Origin of the sequence: Amaricoccus tamworthensis (assembly GCF_049800875.1) — a bacterium.
Taxonomy (GTDB): Bacteria; Pseudomonadota; Alphaproteobacteria; order Rhodobacterales; family Rhodobacteraceae; genus Amaricoccus; species Amaricoccus tamworthensis.
The window spans coordinates 69,054-87,474 of the sequence record NZ_JBNAFV010000010.1 but is presented as its reverse complement, the minus strand read 5'-3'; the positions used below and the strand labels follow the sequence as shown (position 1 = coordinate 87,474).

General features: G+C 61.6%; 13 protein-coding genes, 1 tRNA gene and 1 pseudogene. 10 read left to right on the top strand and 5 right to left on the bottom strand.

The window, feature by feature from the left end; genetic code table 11:
- Positions 1-1,599: a flagellar basal-body MS-ring/collar protein FliF gene (gene fliF, locus ACP15P_RS15230; protein WP_424929312.1), complete on the bottom strand. Its 1,599-nt coding sequence runs from the start codon at positions 1,597-1,599 to the stop codon at positions 1-3.
- A 143-nt stretch (positions 1,600-1,742) separates the two neighbouring features.
- On the opposite strand from fliF, the gene ACP15P_RS15225 reads away from it, so the two are divergent.
- The 10 genes and pseudogenes from ACP15P_RS15225 (at position 1,743) to ACP15P_RS15180 (ending at position 11,924) form a co-directional block, all read left to right on the top strand.
- Positions 1,743-2,270, top strand: a complete 528-nt coding sequence (locus ACP15P_RS15225; protein ID WP_424929311.1) for a flagellar basal body-associated FliL family protein — start codon at positions 1,743-1,745, stop codon at positions 2,268-2,270.
- An 11-nt stretch (positions 2,271-2,281) separates the two neighbouring features.
- Positions 2,282-2,872, top strand: a complete 591-nt coding sequence (locus ACP15P_RS15220; RefSeq protein WP_424929310.1) for a hypothetical protein — start codon at positions 2,282-2,284, stop codon at positions 2,870-2,872.
- 2 nt (positions 2,873-2,874) lie between these two features.
- The gene (locus ACP15P_RS15215) at positions 2,875-3,453 is read left to right on the top strand and encodes a MotE family protein (RefSeq protein WP_424929309.1); all 579 of its coding nucleotides are present in this window, start codon (positions 2,875-2,877) and stop codon (positions 3,451-3,453) included.
- A gap of 253 nt (positions 3,454-3,706) precedes the next feature.
- Positions 3,707-4,573, top strand: a complete 867-nt coding sequence (motA, locus tag ACP15P_RS15210; protein WP_424929308.1) for a flagellar motor stator protein MotA — start codon at positions 3,707-3,709, stop codon at positions 4,571-4,573.
- Entirely contained in the window at positions 4,573-7,038 is a 2,466-nt protein-coding gene (locus tag ACP15P_RS15205; RefSeq protein WP_424929307.1) for a tetratricopeptide repeat protein, read from the top strand. Before motA ends, ACP15P_RS15205 begins: the two co-directional genes overlap by 1 nt.
- 88 nt (positions 7,039-7,126) lie before the next feature.
- A tRNA-Ser gene (locus ACP15P_RS15200) sits at positions 7,127-7,216 on the top strand.
- Positions 7,217-7,426: 210 nt separating this feature from the next.
- Positions 7,427-9,295, top strand: a complete 1,869-nt coding sequence (locus tag ACP15P_RS15195) for a heavy metal translocating P-type ATPase (protein ID WP_424929306.1) — start codon at positions 7,427-7,429, stop codon at positions 9,293-9,295.
- 96 nt (positions 9,296-9,391) lie between these two features.
- Positions 9,392-10,138, top strand: coding sequence for a sulfite exporter TauE/SafE family protein (locus ACP15P_RS15190; RefSeq protein WP_424929305.1), 747 nt, complete (start codon positions 9,392-9,394; stop codon positions 10,136-10,138).
- Positions 10,139-10,310: 172 nt separating this feature from the next.
- Positions 10,311-11,060, top strand: coding sequence for a sulfite exporter TauE/SafE family protein (locus ACP15P_RS15185; RefSeq protein WP_424929304.1), 750 nt, complete (start codon positions 10,311-10,313; stop codon positions 11,058-11,060).
- Between the two features lie 24 nt (positions 11,061-11,084).
- Positions 11,085-11,924, top strand: a pseudogene (locus ACP15P_RS15180) (nitroreductase family protein).
- A gap of 3 nt (positions 11,925-11,927) precedes the next feature.
- Here ACP15P_RS15180 and ACP15P_RS15175 read toward each other — a convergent pair.
- The 4 genes from ACP15P_RS15175 to aceE are packed head-to-tail and all read right to left on the bottom strand — an operon-like array spanning position 11,928 to position 18,123.
- Positions 11,928-12,323: an acyl-CoA thioesterase gene (locus tag ACP15P_RS15175; protein WP_424929303.1), complete on the bottom strand. Its 396-nt coding sequence runs from the start codon at positions 12,321-12,323 to the stop codon at positions 11,928-11,930.
- Positions 12,324-12,379: 56 nt separating this feature from the next.
- Positions 12,380-14,137 (bottom strand): dihydrolipoyl dehydrogenase, encoded by a 1,758-nt coding sequence (lpdA, locus tag ACP15P_RS15170; RefSeq protein ID WP_424929302.1) that lies wholly within the window; start codon positions 14,135-14,137, stop codon positions 12,380-12,382.
- 12 nt (positions 14,138-14,149) lie between these two features.
- A complete protein-coding gene (aceF, locus tag ACP15P_RS15165) occupies positions 14,150-15,448 on the bottom strand; it encodes a dihydrolipoyllysine-residue acetyltransferase (RefSeq protein WP_424929301.1) in 1,299 nt (432 codons plus the stop codon).
- Positions 15,449-15,471: 23 nt separating this feature from the next.
- Complete coding sequence (gene aceE / locus ACP15P_RS15160) at positions 15,472-18,123, bottom strand: pyruvate dehydrogenase (acetyl-transferring), homodimeric type (RefSeq protein ID WP_424929300.1); 2,652 nt, start codon at positions 18,121-18,123, stop codon at positions 15,472-15,474.
- Between the last annotated feature and the right edge of the window lie 298 nt (positions 18,124-18,421).

Genomic DNA, 18,421 nt, shown 5'->3' with positions numbered 1-18,421 from the left:
CTATGCGGGCTCCTTGACCTGATCAGGGCTTTCAATCCAGCCGAGAAGTACGGCGGTGGAATCCTCGCTGCGGCTGCTGATGACCTCCTTGAGTCGGTCGATCTTGCGTACGCTGTCCTCGGGCAGGTCGAAGATCGAGTCGCTGTCGCCGGACTGGTCGGTCAGGGCGGTGGCGCCGTTGGCGTCCTCCGATCCATCGGACTGGTCGATGCCAAGCAGTTCAGCCAGTTCGTTTTCCTGGGCCGCCGGTTTCATCATCGGACGCAGGACGAAGAAGATCAGGGCGAGAACGATACCGGCTAGAACGCCGACCTGGATGACCTGGGAGCCGTAGCGGTCCATGAAGGTCGCGTCCTGCCATTCGCCGAGGGCGCCCTCGCCACCGACCGGTGAGAACTGGAGCGACTCGATTGTGACGGTGTCGCCACGGCTTTCGTCGATGCCCGCAGCGGCGCTCACGAGTTGGCGGAGGGTTTCCATTTCCTCTTCGGGACGGGGTTCCCAAGTGGACTCACCGGTGACCGGATCGGTGGCGGTGATGCCGTCGACCATGACGGCCACGTTGATACGGCGGACCTGGCCGGGGAGAACCACGCGCTCGGTGCGGGTTTCGGACACCTCGAAGTTCTGGCGTTCACGGAGCTGGCTCGCGGAGCGGTTGGATTCGCCGCCCCCGCCCTCGACATCGCCATCGGGGATATTGCTGGCCACGGTGACGCCGGGGGTTGTGCCGCTGGAATCCTCCTGGGATTCCTCGATCTCGGAGCTGATGGCCACGCGGCTGCTGGGGTCGATGACGCGCTCGGAGATGGTCTGGCTGTCCATGTTGGCTTCGACGCTGACCTCAACAATGGCCTTGCCGGGGCCGACGCGAGCTTCCAGCAGGCGCTGGATGTTTTTGCGCAGGCTTTCCTCGCGCTCATCAGGTTTCTTGACGCCGGCCCGGGTCAGTTCGTCCTCGTTGCCGGAGAGAACAACGCCGCGCAGGCTGTCGATAATGGCGACGGATTCGGGGTCAACACCGGTGACGGCGGAGGACACAAGGTAACGAATCGCCTCAGCCTGTGGTTCGCCCAGAGCGCCGCCGGCCATGGTGACGGTGACGGAAGCGGACCCGGTCGTGTCACGGGAGAAGGGCTGTGACACGGGGTTGGCAAGATGAACCCGGGCGCTGCGGACGTTGCGGGCACTGGAAATGGTGCGGGCGAGCTCGCCCTCCTTGGCGCGCCAGTAAGCAGCATCGAACATCTGGCTGGTGGTGCCGAAACCGGACAGGCCATCGAGGATCTCGTACCCGGCCGGGCCACCGGCGGGTAGACCCTCGGAGGCGAGATCCATACGGACGCGGTCACGCTGGGCCACATCAACATAGATCGAGTTGTTGCGGACCTCGAAAGGTACGCCCTCGGCCTCAAGCACACCCACGATCTCTCCCGAGGCCGCGGGCTCAAGGCCGGAATACAGAAGTGCCATTGATGGCGTCGACGCGATACGGCTGATTCCGAACATCGTGGCAACAATCGCCACGGCACTCAGCAGCGCGATAATTCGCTGGCGGGGCTCCAGTTTTTCCCAGAACAATTTAATCTGATCTACCACGGTGTCCCTTCTGGTCACTGAGTTGATTGTGCTTGCAAAGTTTCGCTCTGCCTGTCGCGATAATCTAATTAACAGCCTTAACATTTCGTTATGGTTGCAAAGGTTAAATACGGTTCAAATCAGAACCGAATTCTGGAACACCCATGACCGACGAATCCCTCGAACCGGAAGAAAATACGCCCGCGCCCAAGGGCGGTATGGTGAAGCCGCTGCTGTTTGGGCTTATCGGAGCAGCCGCACTGGGAGGTGGCGGATTCTTCGCCGTTTCCTCGGGAATGCTCGATTCTGTCCTGGGTCAGGACGCCCCCGCACAGACGGCCTCGGGCGGTACACCCGCCAAGGCCTCACCCGATGCGGTAGCGGCGGCGACCGAGGTGGCGTTCGTGCCCATGGAATCGATCATGGTGTCGCTGGCGCCGGGTGCATCCGCACAGCACCTGCGATTCTCGGGGCAGCTTGAGGTGACCCCCGGCCAGGAAGAGGCCGTGGAAAACATCATGCCCCGGGTGATGGACGTTCTGAACACCTATCTGCGTGCGGTGGATATCAAGGATATTGAGCATCCGGCGTCGGCCACCCGGCTTCGCGCGCAGATGCTCAGACGCATTCAGGTCGTGGCCGGCGAAGGCATGGTGCGCGATCTGCTTGTAACCGAATTTGTACTCAACTGAAGGAGACGGACATGGAAACGGAACTTCTTATGAACGGACTCCTGACCGCGGCGACGGTTTTCGCGGGGAGTTACTGCTGGATTTTGTCGGCACGCGTGAACAAGCTCAAATCCCTCGACAAGGGTTTGGGCGGTTCGATCGTATCGCTGACCCGTCAGGTGGAACTGGCGCGCAAAACGCTTCTGGAGGCCAGGGGCGAATCGGAAAGAAAGAATGCCGAACTGCGAAAACTGATGCAGGCGGCAACGGCGGCGACGGAAAACCTGAAATCCGAGATCGAGGCCTGCGACAAGGTGTCGCGCTCGATGCGGATTGAACGTGAGTTCATGTCCTCGCCACGCGGTCAGAAGATCATGAATTCCAAACGGCCGGCGGAGAACGATCTGTCCCCCCTCACCCGCTCGCAGCTTGAGGAGGCTGCGGAATCGGAGCGCCGGGGCATGAAGCCCAACGGATCCGGCAGTGTGTCCTCACGTGATCTACCGAAACCGCAGTCGCTTGATTCCAACAGCCCGCTTCGCCGCACCACGGCCAGCCTGAACATGCGGAACGAGGAGGATCTCGTGGCTGAACTGACCAAAATCGCATCCGGAGCGGCCTGAAGATGTCGTCATCCCCTCAACGCGCTGGCGCGGTCGCAATTATTGCCTTCTGTTTCCTTGGTTCCGGCGCAATGCGCCTGACGGAACACGGTTCGGCTTTTGCCGAGGGGATCAGCGAGGCGCTGGAGGCCCGGAACAACGCTCATGCGGCCCCGGAAGCTGCGGAGCCGGTGGAAGAAGCTGATGTTCTGCTCTCCGCGATTCGCGACCGGGAAAAACAGCTGGAAACCGAAGCCGACAACCTGTCGACCCGTGCTCAGGAACTGAGCGTGGCGGAGAAAAAGCTCGAGGAACAGCTCACGGCCTTCCGCAAGGCGCAGGAACAGCTGGAAAACACGCTGGCCATGGCCGATGGCGCCGCGGAACGGGACATCGCCCAGATGACGACCGTCTATGAGGCAATGAAGCCCGAGGAAGCGGCCCGGATTTTCGAGCGGATGGAAATTTCCTTTGCCGCCGGGATCATGTCGCGGATGCGCCCGGAGATTACGGCGGATGTTCTGACAGCGATGGAGCCGGACACGGCCTATGCGGTGACACTGACCATCGCGAGCCGCAATTCGGGTGTGCCGACGGAATAACTTCTCACGGGTTTGAAGTTTCGAGCCGGAAGGCGGGTCTGGTCCCGTTTTCCGATTTTTTTGACTCCGCGGGCTTTGTTTTCGCCGAAAGCTGGCGGCTTTTCGGTTCGAAAGTCCAGCACACCCACCGGGCCAGGCCTGTTTCACAAATTAAAGTCAAACCTGGTTTTGAAGGTTTCTTAATCATGTGGGGGGTATCAATCGCACATGGTCTTAACAGGCGCGTATTGCGCCGCAGTGTGCGAGTGGTTTCATGGTTGGTTTTGTAGGTATCGCCATTGTCTTCGTGATGGTCTTCGGCGGCTACGTCATCGCTGGCGGTAAAATGGGAATCATCCTGCACGCCGCACCCTATGAAATCATGATGATCTGCGGTGCCGCTCTGGGCGCCTTCGTGATCGCGAACGACACCCACGGCATCAAGCACACGATGAAGGATGTGGGGAAGGTTTTTAAGGGCCCACACTGGAAAAGCAAGGATTATGAAGACCTTCTGTGCCTCATGTACCAGCTGGTGACCATTGCGCGCAACAACCCGGTGGAACTCGACAGCCATATCGAGGACGCGGGCGCCTCCCCCATCTTCTCGGCCTATCCCCGCATTCTCGCGGACAAGGAAGCCGTGGCGCTGATCTGTGACACGCTGCGGTCGGCGTCCATGAACTACGACGATCCGCTTCAGGTTGAGGAGGTTCTCAACAAGCGGATCGAAGCCATTTACAATCACTCCCAGCATTCGGCCCACACGCTTCAGACCATTGCCGATGGTCTGCCGGCTCTGGGCATTGTGGCCGCGGTTCTGGGCGTTATCAAAACCATGGCCGCGATTGACCAGCCGCCCGCCATTCTGGGTGGCATGATCGGTGGCGCTCTGGTGGGTACGTTCCTTGGCGTGTTTCTGGCCTATGGTTTTGTTGGACCGTTTGCCTCGCGCGTGAAGGACGTGATCGATGAGGATCACAATTTCTACAACCTGATCCGCGAGGTTCTTGTCGCGGCACTGCATCAGCACGCCCCCAACATCTGTGTTGAGGTTGGCCGTCAGAACACTCCGTCCTCGGTTCGTCCGTCCTATGACGAGCTGGAAGGCGCACTCAAAGCGAACAAGCAGGCTGCATAATGAGACATCTTTACGGGGCAGCAGGTCTGGCACTCCTTGTCGGTGCCGCGCCCGCGGGCGCCGTGGAGGGTGGCAACATCCGTGGAGGGGAACACGAGGGCTTCTCCCGGATTGTCATGGAAATCGACCCGACTACGGAATGGTCGCTTGAAACCATTGACGGCCGGGCGACGATCTTTTTTCCCGGCAAGTCGATCACCTATACCACCGGCAATACCTTCGACATGCTGCCGCGCGACCGCATTGCCGACGTGCGCACGGGCATTGTGGAAGCCGGTACGGTGATTTCCGTTGATCTGGGCTGCGATGACTGTCGTGTCAGCACGTCCTTCGTGGGTGCGCGGTATCTGGCGCTCGATGTCTCGGACGCGGATCGCAAGAGTGCGTTTGATCTGCCTGATCTCGATGCGGAAGAGGACGATGCGCAGGTTGAGACGGCTGAAGTCTCAGGGACGCCCGACGTGCCGCCTGGGCTTCCGCTTGCGCCGGAACAGCCGGTGATTCCGCTGGTGGATTTGACCCCGCCGAATGCGGAGCCCATTCCGCTGGAGGACCGCCCGGCAGTGGTAGCCGATGCTCCGGAAACGGATGAGGAACGCGATGAGCGCGAGACGCAGGTCGTCAGTTCGGCGGAGCAGACGCTGATCGAACAAATCGAACGGGCCGCGCGCCAGGGTCTGATCACGCTCGAAGAGGCGGATGACGGCATTTCCGACACCAGCCTGGAGCAGGCCCGCCCCCAGTTTGCCGATACGACGCCCCCGCCCCGGCCGGTGGCGCCGGAGGCCTCCCTGCCCCCCACGGTTCCGATGGCATTGCAGGAGCCCGGATCGCGGCCCAATGACATCCTGTCGAACATGCTCGACAGCGGACAGATCCAGGCGACCACGGTTTTTGAGCGCGAGAGCGCGCTGCATGCGCAGCGTCTGCGGGAGGAAGCGAGCCCCGCGACCTGTATCCCGGATTTCCGGCTCGACATAGCCTACTGGTCGGACGGATCGCCCCTGTTCGATCAGGTGCCGGTCATGATGAACGAGATTTTGGGTGAGTTTGACGAGCCCGATCCGGTTGTCGTCACGGAACTCGCGCAGCTCTATATCCATTTTGGCTTTGGGGCCGAGGCGATCAACGTGCTGGAAAGCTTTGATTCCCAGGCACGGGACCGCGCGCTGCTGATCGAGATGGCGAAGCTGGTCGATGGCAAGCGCGTGTCGCCCTACGGACCGCTGGGCCGCAAGGAGCCCTGCCCCGGTCGCCATGGCATGTGGCTGGCCCTGGGTGGCGTGGCTCCGACCTACCACAACGAGAGCCATTTTGAGTCGGTGGAAAATGCCTTTGGTGACCTGCCGTCCTCCCTGCGCCTGATGCTGGGGCCGAAACTCATTGAGAACCTGCTGATTGCGGGGCAGCCTGATCCGGCACGGCGGATTTACGACATCATCGTGCGGTCGGGCAGCGAGGAAAGCCAGGAAGTTAAGATCGCAAAAGCGATGCTGGATGCTGACGATGGTCATGCCCGTGATGCCGTTCAGGCGCTGTCGTCCATGTATGAGAGCAATGCGGGCGATCCCGTCGAGGTTCTGGGCAACATGGTGGATATCGCGCTTGAGGCGAACTATCCCGTGCCGGACCGGACGATTACCGACATGCGCGGTGCGGCCCTGGAGCACCGTGGGACCGAGCGGGAGGTTGCCATTCGCGCCCTTCTGGCGCAGGCGCTGGCGGCCCGGAATGAACTGATCCCGGCGGTCACCGAACTGACCGAGGCGAATGCCGATCTGCGGAACCCGCCGGAGATTGAGGAGGCCGCGGCGCATATTTTTGCCAATGCCGACCCGGAAAAGGTGGGCCCGGCAAATTTTGCCAAGGTTGCGCTGGGTCTGGATGACCTTCTGTCCCGCAGGCCGGAGAACGATGCGGCGCGGATCAATGTCGCGCGGCATCTTTTGGACATGAGCCTGCCGAATGCGGCGGTGGATGTGCTTGATCCCGCCATGGGGCGCAATGACGAGGCCCGCATTCTAATGGCCCGTGCGCATCTGAACCAGGGCAACTACGGCTCGGCGCGCAAAACGATTGAGGGCGACGAAAGCCAGCAGGCTGCGGAGGTTCGTGCGCGGTCCTGGGCCATGGAAGGCCAGTTTGACCGGGCCACGGAGATTCTGGAAGACGCCGATCTCTCGGCCGAGGCGGCATCGCTGGCGTGGCAGGCGGGCGACTGGGTGACGGTGACCGAGACGGAAACGGACGAACAGCGCTCAACCATGGCGAAATACATGGCCGCGAGCGACGGTCTGGTGGAGCAGCCACCGCTGACCGAGGATCCGTCGGAACTTTCGCCGCCACAGGCGTTCCTGGAACCCCTGCCCCAGCTTGACAGCCCGAGCATCGATGCGACGCGCAGGCTTCTGGCGACGGGCAACCAGCTCGATGATTTTGTCGCTGAAATTCTGGAGCGCGAGTAGACCATGACGCCGGAGCCCCGGCGTCACAAAAATTTCGCCGCACCACTTGTGCAGGCGCGGCACAGCAAGTATGGCAGTGCCCTGATGCGGAGAGATGCCGGAGTGGTCGAACGGGGCGGTCTCGAAAACCGTTGAGCCTTCACGGGTTCCCAGGGTTCGAATCCCTGTCTCTCCGCCACCTTCCCCTAAAGTTTTTAGCCAGTGCGACACGGGTGAATCCGGGATGTTGCGATCTATTGTTTTGTCCTGTTCCGAATTGAAATCACGGCCCCCACTCCCAGCGACGAAGCGCGTTAACAGCATTCCGGTTGTCTTTTTGCGTGTTCCAGGGTGACCTCAGTGCGGTGAGCCAGGGGCAGTGCCTCAAGCCAAGGGAGAGCGGACGGGGATGGAGACGAGCAGGGCGGACCGGTTGAAGATCCTGGTGCTGGGGCTGGCCGTGCTTGGGCTGGTTGCCGGGCTGGTGTTTTGGAGCGCCGGGAACGCGGGGCTGGCCCGCGTTGCGTGGATTGCCGGTGTTGTTCCGGCGCTCGGGACGCTGCTGGTGGAGATCCTGCGCGGGCTTGGGCGGGGTGAGGTCGGGCTCGATGTTGTGGCGGCGCTTTCCATGACGGCGGCTCTGGTCTTTGGAGAAACGCTGGCGGCGGCCGTGGTGGCGGTGATGTATTCCGGCGGGACGTTTCTGGAGAGTTTCGCGGAAGGACGTGCGCGGCGTGAGATGCACCATCTGCTGTCGCGGGTACCGCACACGGCCACGCGGCACAGGGACGGCCAGTTGGAAACCGTGGCGCTGGATGATGTTGAACTCGGCGACAGGCTGCTGATCCGGCAGGGGGATGTTCTGCCGGTCGACGGCCAGGTGTCCACGGGCACGGCGTTTCTGGACATGTCGGCTTTGACAGGTGAGTCCCTGCCGGTGAAACTGGCTGCTGGCGACGCGGCGATGAGCGGGGCGACCAATGCGGGGGATGCCTTTGATCTGACGGCGGTGCGGGCGGCGGGAGACAGCACCTATGCCGGGATCGTGCGGCTGGTGGAAGCGGCGCAGCGGTCAAAGGCACCCATGTCGCGGCTGGCGGACCGCTGGTCCCTGGGGTTTCTTGCAGTGACCGTTGTGATTGCGGTGGCCGCGTGGTGGTTTACGGACGATCCGATCAGAGCGGTGGCCGTTCTGGTGGTGGCGACCCCCTGCCCGCTTATTCTGGCCGTCCCGGTAGCCCTGGTCGCTGGACTGTCGCGGGCGGCGCGGTTTGGTGTGCTGATCAAGGGGGCCGGGCCTTTGGAGAACATGGCCCGGATCAGGACGCTCATTCTCGACAAGACCGGAACCCTGACGGATGGCAGGCCAAGGGTAGTCTCGATCGGCACATATGGGGATGAAACCGCGGATGAGGTTCTTCGGCTGGCGGCGGCGCTCGATCAGGCCTCGACCCACCCGGTGGCCCAGGCGTTGGTTGCGGCGGCGCGCGAGGCTGGCATGGACCTTCCGGTGCCGGTGGATGTGGAGGAATTTCCCGGTGAAGGGCTGCTCGGACGCATCGACGGGCGCCAGGTTGCCGTGGGGGGCTGGGGTTTTGTGACCGGTCAGTGCGCCGCCGGGCAGCGGGCCCCGGACATGCAGGAGCAGGGCGCCGTGCTGGTAGCGGTGGCGGTGGACGGGTGCATGGCGGGTCACCTGGTCATGGCTGACCCGCTGCGGGAGGGAACGGAAGCGATGCTGGCAGGGCTCAGGCGTAGTGGCATTCGCAGAATTCTGCTGGCGACGGGGGACCGGGCGGAGGTGGCTGAGGGTGTCACGCGGGAGCTTGGCCTTGACGGGGTGCATGCGGGGCTCACGCCTGACAGGAAGGTCGATGTGCTGCTCGCGGAACGCGGCAACGGCCCGGTGATGATGGTGGGCGACGGGGTCAATGACGCGCCCGCGCTCGCTGCGGCGGATGTGGGCGTCGCGATGGGTGCGCGGGGGGCGGCGGCCTCCGCCGAGGCGGCGGATGCAGTGCTGCTGGTGGATCGAGTTGATCGGCTGGGAACCGGTATTGAGATCGCCCAGGCCACGCGCCGGATTGCGGTGCAGAGCGTGGTTGCAGGCATCGGCCTGTCCGTGGCGGGGATGATCGCGGCGGCGTTCGGGTATCTCTCGCCGGTGCAGGGGGCATTGCTGCAGGAGGTGATTGACGTGGCGGTGATTTTGAATGCGCTGCGTGCCCTGGCCATTGAGCCGACACTCGCCGTGCAGGCGGAACCGGCGCAGGTGTAAGCGCGCTCATTTTGGGTTCGACTTCTTTGGGTGCGGGACGTACTCAAGGCGGGACGCTCCGGAGCAGCCGGCAAGCGCGTGTGGTCCGGGGTCAATTTGGAACATCTTCAGTACGTTGCCGTCCTGTTTGTGATTTTTCTGCTGGCCGGATCGGTGAAGGGCGCAGTCGGTCTGGGCCTGCCCACGACGGCGCTGGCGCTGATGACGCTGATGCTCGATCCGCGCACGGCGATTTCACTGGTTTTGATCCCGATCCTGTTCAGCAACTTTTGGCAGATGTACCGGTCGGGCGACACGATGCGCGCGTTTCGGACCTATTTGCCGCTGGGCCTGTCGCTCATGGTGATGGTAGCGGTGACGATTGTGTTGACCGCGAACGCGTCGGAGCGGTTTCTGCTGGCAATGCTTGGAGCCACCATGCTGGTGTTTGTGGCGGTCAGTATCTTTGACCGGGTGCCGCCCATTCCGGAAGGCCGGGACAGGCAGGCTCAGATCGTGGCGGGAGGCGTTGCGGGGATCCTTGGCGGGCTGACTTCGGTCTGGGCGCCGCCGATGGCGATTTACCTGATGTCACGGCGCACACCTAAGGCGGAGTTTGTCCGGGCGACCGGGCTTTTGTTTTTCCTTGGCAGCATTCCACTGGTGGCCGGGTATATCAGCCAGGGTTACATGACCGGGCGGGGATTTCTTATTTCACTGTCGCTGGTCGTTCCCACGTTTTTGGGTTTTTCCATCGGTGAGCACCTGCGTGGGCGTTTGTCGGAGCGGGCTTTCAGGTATTTTGTATTGCTTGTCTTCGCAGTGATGGGGCTGAACCTCATACGCAAGGCGGTGCTGGCCTAAGCCGTTTGGGAAAATATCCCGGCTGGTCTGATTGTAAGTCAGGCGCTCGCTCCATAGGGTGCTGACAGGTTTCTTTGGTCCGGACATTCATGCCATTTTTTGCGAATAAAGCCGGTCGGGTACGGCCCAACCGATTGAACGCCCTGCGTCTGTCAGGGCGAAGGGTTCGCCCATGACCACTGAAGTGATCATGATGCTGGTGCTAGGGGCGGCGGCGGGTGGTTTTGTGAATGGCCTCGCAGGGTTTGGCACGTCCCTGTTTGCGCTGGGATTCTGGCTTCAGGTGTTTCCACCGGTCAAGGCGGTTGCGATCTCGCTGGTGGTTGCCAGTGTCACGGGGATTCAGGGGCTTTGGGTGGTTCGGGAGACGATCCTGTCGAACCCGCACAGGACCTTGCGGTTTCTGGTGCCGGGTTTCGTCGGTATTCCGTTTGGGATCAGCGCGTTGCGGTATGTCGACCCGACCATTCTGAAGCTCGTGGTGGCGGGTTTCATGCTGCTCTACGGTGGATTTTTCGTTCTGCGGCGCAGGTTGCCGACGCTGGATCACCGGGCCCCGAAGGTTGATATGGCGGTCGGGCTGACAGGCGGGTTCATGGGAGGACTGGCCGGGATTTCCGGAGCGGTGCCGGTGATCTGGTGCACCCTGCATCCCTGGACCAAGCGGGAGACCCGCGCGGTTTTGCAGCCGTTTAACCTGACCATTCTGGCCGTCAGTGCCGTCATTCTGGCGTTTCAGGGGACGTATGATGCGGCGATGCTGCAGGCAATTCTCATTGCGCTCTGTGTTTCGGTGACGGCGGCGCAACTGGGCATTTTTGCCTTTGGACGTATTGGCGATGTGCAGTTTCGCTGGCTGCTGATTATTCTGATGTTTGTGTCCGGCGCGGTCCTGATGTCCCGGACCCTGGCGGCCGGGTAGAGCGTGAGTGGGGAGGCAGGAGTCATGAGGGAAAATACCCGCCTTTTGGATCTGCTTCGAAAGCGGTTTTTGGACGCGCCCGACACTTTGGCGGTCAATGATCCGAACGGTGTTCTGGGAGGGATTGCCGGCCGGGGATCGTGCCGGGAGTTTACCGGTGAACCGGTGCCGTTGGATGTGCTACGTACGCTCGCGGCCGTGGCTCTGGCATCGCCGTCGAAGAGTGACCTGCAGCAGCGGGACATTATTTTGGTGGATGACCGGAATCTGGTCGGGTAGGTTCTGGAACTGGCAGGCGATCAGCCGTGGCTGAGGGACGTGCCGGGGCTTGTGGTTTTCTGCGCCAACAACCACCGTCAGAGGCGGCTGCAAGAGAAATGGAAGCGGCCGTTTGCAAATGACCATCTGGATGCGTTTTTCAACGCCAGTGTGGATGCGGGGGTCGCCCTTTCGGCTTTTGTGATTGCTGCCGAGGCGGCGGGGTTGGGGTGTTGCCCCATCAGTACGGTGCGGAACCGGATTGAGGAGGTGAGCGGGTTGTTGGCCCTGCCCGATCACGTTTTTCCCATCGCCGGGTTGGCGGTGGGGTATCCTGCGGCGCCCTCCCCCAAAATCAGCATGAGGCTGCCCTTGGCGGTAACGGTGCACAGGAACGGCTATTCCGATGACGGGCTCGATCAGGCCGTCGCGGCTTACGACATTGACCGGGCTGCGCGGGAGCCGGCAGGGGCGCCGAGGTTCACGGCGGAGTTTGGCTCGCCGGACATATACACGTGGTCGGACGACAAAACGCGGCAGTACAGCCGACCGGAACGGGCCGGGTTTGGCACCTTTATTCGGAAAATCGGGTTTCGGCTGGACTGAAGGTCAGACCTTTACCGGCTCTTTCGGTACGGGGCGCGGGTTGCCGTCGCTGTCGATGGCAACGAAGGTAAAGGTGGCCTCTGTGACCTTTTCACGGCCGCCAACACGGGAGCGGCGCACCCAGGCCTCGAGGCCCACGCCCATCGAGGTGGTGCCGACGCGGTCGATGCTGGCGTAGATGCAGAGTACGTCGCCGACCTTCACGGGCCGGATGAATTTCATCGCGTCGACAGCGACGGTCGCCACACGGCCGTTGGCTCGACCTCCGGCGATGATACCAGCAGCGATATCCATTTGGGAGAGAACCCAGCCGCCGAAGATGTCGCCATTCACGTTCACGTCGGCAGGCATGGCCAGCGTGCGCAGGGTGAGTTCGCCGGTGGGCTCTTCGTCGGACATGTTTGCTCCCGCTCATATAAGACCGGCCCCGAAACGCTCCGGGGCCGGCTGGTTCGCTACTTCTTCTTTTTCGGCGGCATGAGGTCGGTGATTGTGCCCTCAAACATTTCTGCCGCGAAGTTTACGGTTTCCGACAGGGTCGGATGCGGGTGGATGGTGTGGCCGAGATCGGTGGCGTCGCAACCCATCTCGATGGCCACGGCGGCCTCCGCCACCAGATCGCCCGCATTGGGGCCGACGATACCCGCGCCAATGACCTGGTCCGTTTCCTCGTCGAAGAGAAGCTTGGTCATGCCCTCGTCACGGCCAATGCTGAGGGAGCGGCCCGACGCGGCCCAGGGGAAGACGCCCTTGCCGTATTTGATGCCCTTTTCCTTGGCCTCGTTCTCGGTGACGCCGACCCAGGCAACTTCGGGATCGGTATAGGCAACCGACGGAATCACGCGGGCGTCAAACGCCCGTTTGTGCCCTGCCGCGACTTCCGCCGCGACCTTGCCCTCATGCACGGCCTTGTGGGCGAGCATGGGCTGTCCGACCACGTCGCCGATGGCGAAGATGTGCGGGACGTTGGTGCGCTGCTGGTTGTCCACGGAGATAAAGCCGCGGTCGTCAACCGTGACACCGGCGGCATCGGCACCGACCATTTTGCCGTTGGGCTTGCGGCCCACGGATACCAGGACGCGGTCGTAGATGTCGTCGGATTCGCCGTCCGGGCCCTCGATGGTGACCTTGAGACCGGATTTCATCGGCTTGACGGCCGTGACCTTTGATTTCAGGCGGATGGCCTCGTAGCGTTTCTCAATACGCTTGTGCAGCGGTTTCACCAGGTCCTTGTCCGCGCCAGGGATGATCTGGTCCATGAGTTCGACGATGGTGACCTTGGTTCCCATCGCGTCATAGACGCAGGCCATCTCCAGACCGATGATGCCGCCGCCGATCACGAGCATTCGCTTGGGAATGTCGCGCAGTTCGAGCGCACCGGTGGAATCGATAACCCGCTCATCATCATTGGGCAGGAATGGCAGAGCCACCGGCTCGGAACCTGCCGCGATGACGCACTGGTCAAAACTGACGGTTTTGGTGCCGTCGGGCGTTTCGACACTGATCTGATTGGAACCGGAGAAGGTGCCCTTGCCCGTGACTACCTCGACTTTGCGGCCTTTGGCGAGGCCCTTCAGGCCGCCGGTCAGTTTGGTGACGACGCTATTTTTCCAATCGCGCAGGGAATCGATGTCGATCGACGGCTTCGAGAACTTGACGCCATGATCGGCCATTTCCTCGGTCTCGGTGATGACCTTGGCCGCGTGCAGAAGTGCCTTTGACGGAATACAGCCGACATTGAGACAGACGCCACCAAGATAGGGGTCTTTCTCGATCAGCACTGTCTTAAGCCCGAGATCCGCTGCACGGAAGGCAGCAGTATAGCCGCCTGGGCCGGATCCCAGCACCACAAGTTCAGCGTGGATGTCGCCGGTCTGTTCCGCTTTCGTTGGTGTGGAAGGGGCCGGTGCGGATTTGGGCTCGGAGGATTTTTCCTCCTCCTTCGCCGCTGCGGGGGCATCGCCGCCCGCATCGCCCTCAGCCTCGACGGTCAGGATAACCGTACCCTCGGAGACCTCGTCGCCCTCTTTCACGGAGATCGAAACGATCTTGCCCGCATGGGAGGACGGGACCTCCATGGTGGCCTTGTCGGACTCGATCTCGATGAGCGAGTCCTCCTTGGCGATGGTGTCACCCTCGCTGACGAAGATGCTGATGATCGGGAAGGCGCCGTCCTCACCGAGGTCGGGAACCTTTACCTCTGTTGTTGCCATGATCCCGCCCCCTTACAGCAGCAGCCGGCGGACGTCGCCCACCAGGTTTTTGAGCGTGGCGCAGAACCGCGCGGCGAGTGCGCCGTCGATTGCGCGGTGGTCGTAGGAGAGTGACATCGGCAGCATGTTGCGCGGCACGAATTCCTCGCCGTTCCAGACCGGTGCCATTTTGGAGCGGGTCAGGCCGAGGATGGCCACCTCAGGCGCGTTGACGATGGGGGTGAAGGAAGTACCACCAATGCCGCCAAGGGATGAAATGGTGAAGGTTGCGCCCTGCATGTCGGGGCCTTTCAGCTCACCTTTGCGGGCTTTGGCCGAGAGGTCGCCCAGTTCTTTGGAGATTTCGATTATGCCTTTGCGGTCGGCGTCCTTGATGACCGGGACGACAAGACCGTTTGGCGTGTCGGCCGCGAAACCGATGTTGTAGAAGTCCTTTTTGATAAGGCTTCCGCCATCGGGGCTGATGGAGCTGTTCACCTCCCAGTGGGTGCGCAGGGCGCTGACCGAAGCCTTGATCATGAAGGACAGAAGCGTGACGCGGTAGCCCTCCTCCTTGGCCTTCGTGTCGAGTTCCTTGCGGTATTTGTCGATCTCCGTGATGTCCGCTTCCTCGTTATGCGTCACATGCGGAATGTTCAGCCAGGAGCGGTGGAGGGCCGGACCGGAGATCTTCTTGATGCGGGGCATCTCGATCTCTTCGACCTTGCCGAATTTGGAGAAATCCACGGCCGGGATCGGGGGAATGCCCATGCCGCCGGAGGGCGCGGCGGCACCACCGCCAGTGGGTGCGATGCCTTTTTTCAACGCGTTCGCCACGTCCTCGCGCAGGATACGGCCCTTGCGGCCCGAAGGCTCGATGCCGCCAAGGTCCACGCCCATCTGGCGGGCAAATGCGCGCACGGACGGGGATGCATGCGCCTTGGCGAAGGCCTCCTCGTTAACGGGTGTCAGGGCACCCTGACCGGAGCCCGCCGGTTTGTCCGGTGTGGATGCGGGGGCCGGTTTGGCTTCCTCTTTCTGTTCGGCCTTCTCGGCCGGTTTGGAAGCCTCCTCCCTGGGGGCGTCGCCCGCCTCCTCGGCTTCGAGGATGAGGATCAGGGCGCCTTCCTTGACGGTGTCGCCTTCCTTTACCTTGATTTCCTTGACCGTGCCGGCGTGCGTGCTTGGCACCTCCATCGTGGCCTTGTCGGATTCAAGTTCGATCAGGCTGTCCTCGATGGCGATGGTGTCGCCCACACTTACGAAAACGCCAATAACCGGCACTTCATCGAAATCCCCAATATCCGGGACCGTTACTTCAACTGTCGACATTGCTTATTCTCCTGATCCCAAATTCAAGCTGTGCGCGGATTGGCCTTGTTCGGGTCCATTCCGTATTTTTCGTAGGCTTTTTTGAGGTCCGCCGCCGTGACGGCTTTTTCCTGGTAGAGCGCGTAAACCGCCGCGGCCGCGATGTGGTTCGCATCCACCTCAAAGTGACGGCGCAGGTTCACACGGCTGTCCGACCGGCCGAAGCCGTCGGTGCCAAGAACGTGGTAGGGCTGCTCGATATAGGCGCGGATCTGTTCGGCATAAATTTTCATGTAATCCGTTGCCGCGATGATCGGCCCCTTCGCCTTGGACAGCGCCTCGGTGACATAGGGTTTCTCCGGGGTATCCGTCGGGTTGAGCATGTTGCGCCGGGTCACGTCCTGGCCGTTGCGGGCCAGTTCGTTGAAGCTCGTGGCCGACCACAGGTCGGACGAGATGCCGAAATCCTCCTGCAGGAGTTCAGCCGCCATCATGACCTGGCGGAAGATCGAACCGCAGCCCATGAGGTTGACGTGCTTCTTGCCCGGGCGGGATTTTTTGGAGAACTGGTAGAGGCCCTTGATAATGCCTTCCTCGGCGCCCTCGGGCATTTCCGGGTGGTGGTAGTTCTCGTTCTCCACGGTGAGGTAGTAGTACACGTCCTCCTGATCCACATACATCCGGGTCAGACCGTGCTGCACGATTACCGCGATTTCGTAACCGAAGGTCGGATCATAGCTGATGCAGTTGGGCACGGTGCCGGCCAAAATGTGACTGTGGCCGTCCTGGTGCTGAAGGCCCTCACCGTTCAGGGTTGTACGACCGGCGGTGCCACCGACCATGAAACCACGGGCGCGGCTGTCACCGGCGGCCCAGGCAAGGTCGCCGATCCGCTGGAACCCAAACATCGAGTAGTAGATGTAGAAGGGCAGCATCGGCACGCCATGCACCGAATAAGCCGTCGCTGCGGCGATCCAGTCGGCCATGCCTCCGGCCTCATTGATGCCTTCCTGAAGCACCTGTCCGTCGATGCTCTCCTTGTACCAGGAAAGCTGATCGGCGTCTTCCGGCGTGTAGTTCTGACCCTTGGGGTTGTAGATGCCCAGCTGGCGGAACATGCCCTCCATACCGAAGGTGCGGCTTTCATCCGGAACGATCGGTACCACGTATTTGCCGATTTTCTTGTCGCGGCAAAGAGTATTGAGAACCCGCACAAAGGCCATCGTGGTGGAAACCTCACGCTTGCCGGTGTCCTTCAGCAGCGCGTCGAAGGCCGAAAGCGGAGGGATTTCCATCGGTGCGTGTTCGTACGTCCGTTTCGGGAACGGCCCGCCCAGCGCCTCGCGACGCTGCAGCATGTAGTTTTTCTGCTCATTTCCGAGGGTCACGTAGGGCGCCTTGGGCAGATCCTCATCGGAAACCGGGATCTGGAAGCGGTCGCGGAAGGCGCGCAGCTCGTCCTCGGCCATTTTCTTTTGCTGGTGGGTGATGTTCTGACCCTCACCCGCCTGGCCCATTCCGTAGCCCTTGACGGTTTTCACGAGGATTACGGTCGGGCGACCGTTGGTTTTTACCGCGCGGTCATAAGCCGCGTAAACCTTATGCGGATCATGACCACCGCGACGCAGGGCCCAGATCTCGTCATCTGTCCAGTCGGCGACAAGTGCAGCGGTTTCCGGGTACTTGCCAAAGAAGTGCTCGCGGATATAGGCGCCGCTTTTGGACTTGAACGTCTGGTAGTCGCCGTCCACGGTTTCCATCATTAGCTGCTCAAGGCGACCGCTGTCGTCTTTTTCAAGCAGGTCGTCCCAGCCCCTGCCCCAGACCAGCTTGATGACATTCCAGCCGGAACCACGGAAGTCGCCCTCAAGTTCCTGAATGATCTTGCCATTACCGCGAACCGGACCGTCAAGACGCTGAAGGTTGCAGTTGATCACAAAGATCAGGTTGTCGAGGTTTTCCCGCGCCGCGAGACTGATGGCGCCGAGGCTTTCCGGCTCGTCCATTTCACCATCGCCAAGGAAAGCCCAGACCTTGCGGTCGTCCATGTCGATATGACCGCGGTTGTGCATGTATTTCATGAACCGCGCCTGGTAGATCGCCATCAACGGGCCGAGGCCCATCGAAACGGTCGGGAACTGCCAATAGTCGGGCATCAGCCAGGGATGGGGATAGGAGCTCAGCCCCTCCCCGCTGGTTTCCGAGCGGAACATGTCGAGCTGTTCCTCGGTCAGGCGGCCTTCCATGAAGGAGCGGGCGTAGATGCCGGGAATGGCGTGGCCCTGGAAGAACACCAGATCGCCGCCGTGTTTTTCGGAACGGGTGCGCCAGAAGTGGTTCAGGCCCATGTCATAGAGCACCGCGGAGGATGCGAAGCTGGCAATATGGCCGCCGTATTCGGAGGATTCCTTGTTCCGGCGGACAACCGTTGCCATGGCGTTCCAGCGGTTGATTGTCCTGACGCGCCATTCAAGGCTGAGATCGCCAGGATAGTCCGGCTGCTGGTCGGCGGGAATGGTGTTGAGATAGGCCGTGGTGGAACCAAAGGGCAGATCCGCACCACGGGCGCGGGCTTCGGCGACGACCTTGTCGAGCAGGAAATTGGCCCGATCCGGACCATCCCGGTCGATCACATCCTCGACGGCGTCCAGCCACTCCTGGGTCTCAACGGTATCGAGATCCTGAGAATCTGTCATGCGTTTGGTTCCTTCACTTGGATTTCATTCGTGTTTCCGACCGACGGTACAGCACCGGCCCGCGAAATTACGCCTGTAAGACGTGCCGGTCCCAAACCGCGTGCGGAAGCGGTGCGCGTTTTGCGCAGCGCGGGGAACCAGACTTTTTCGAACCAGGAAAAACATGATCGGGGAAAACGGGGGCCATATCCCCTTCCGGGCAGATTTTTGGTATCTGCGAGTGCGGCGCACTTCCGGTATTCGATCATTCACTTCCACCCTGACATCGATTTTTTGTTTCTTTGTCGAAGCCTGTTCC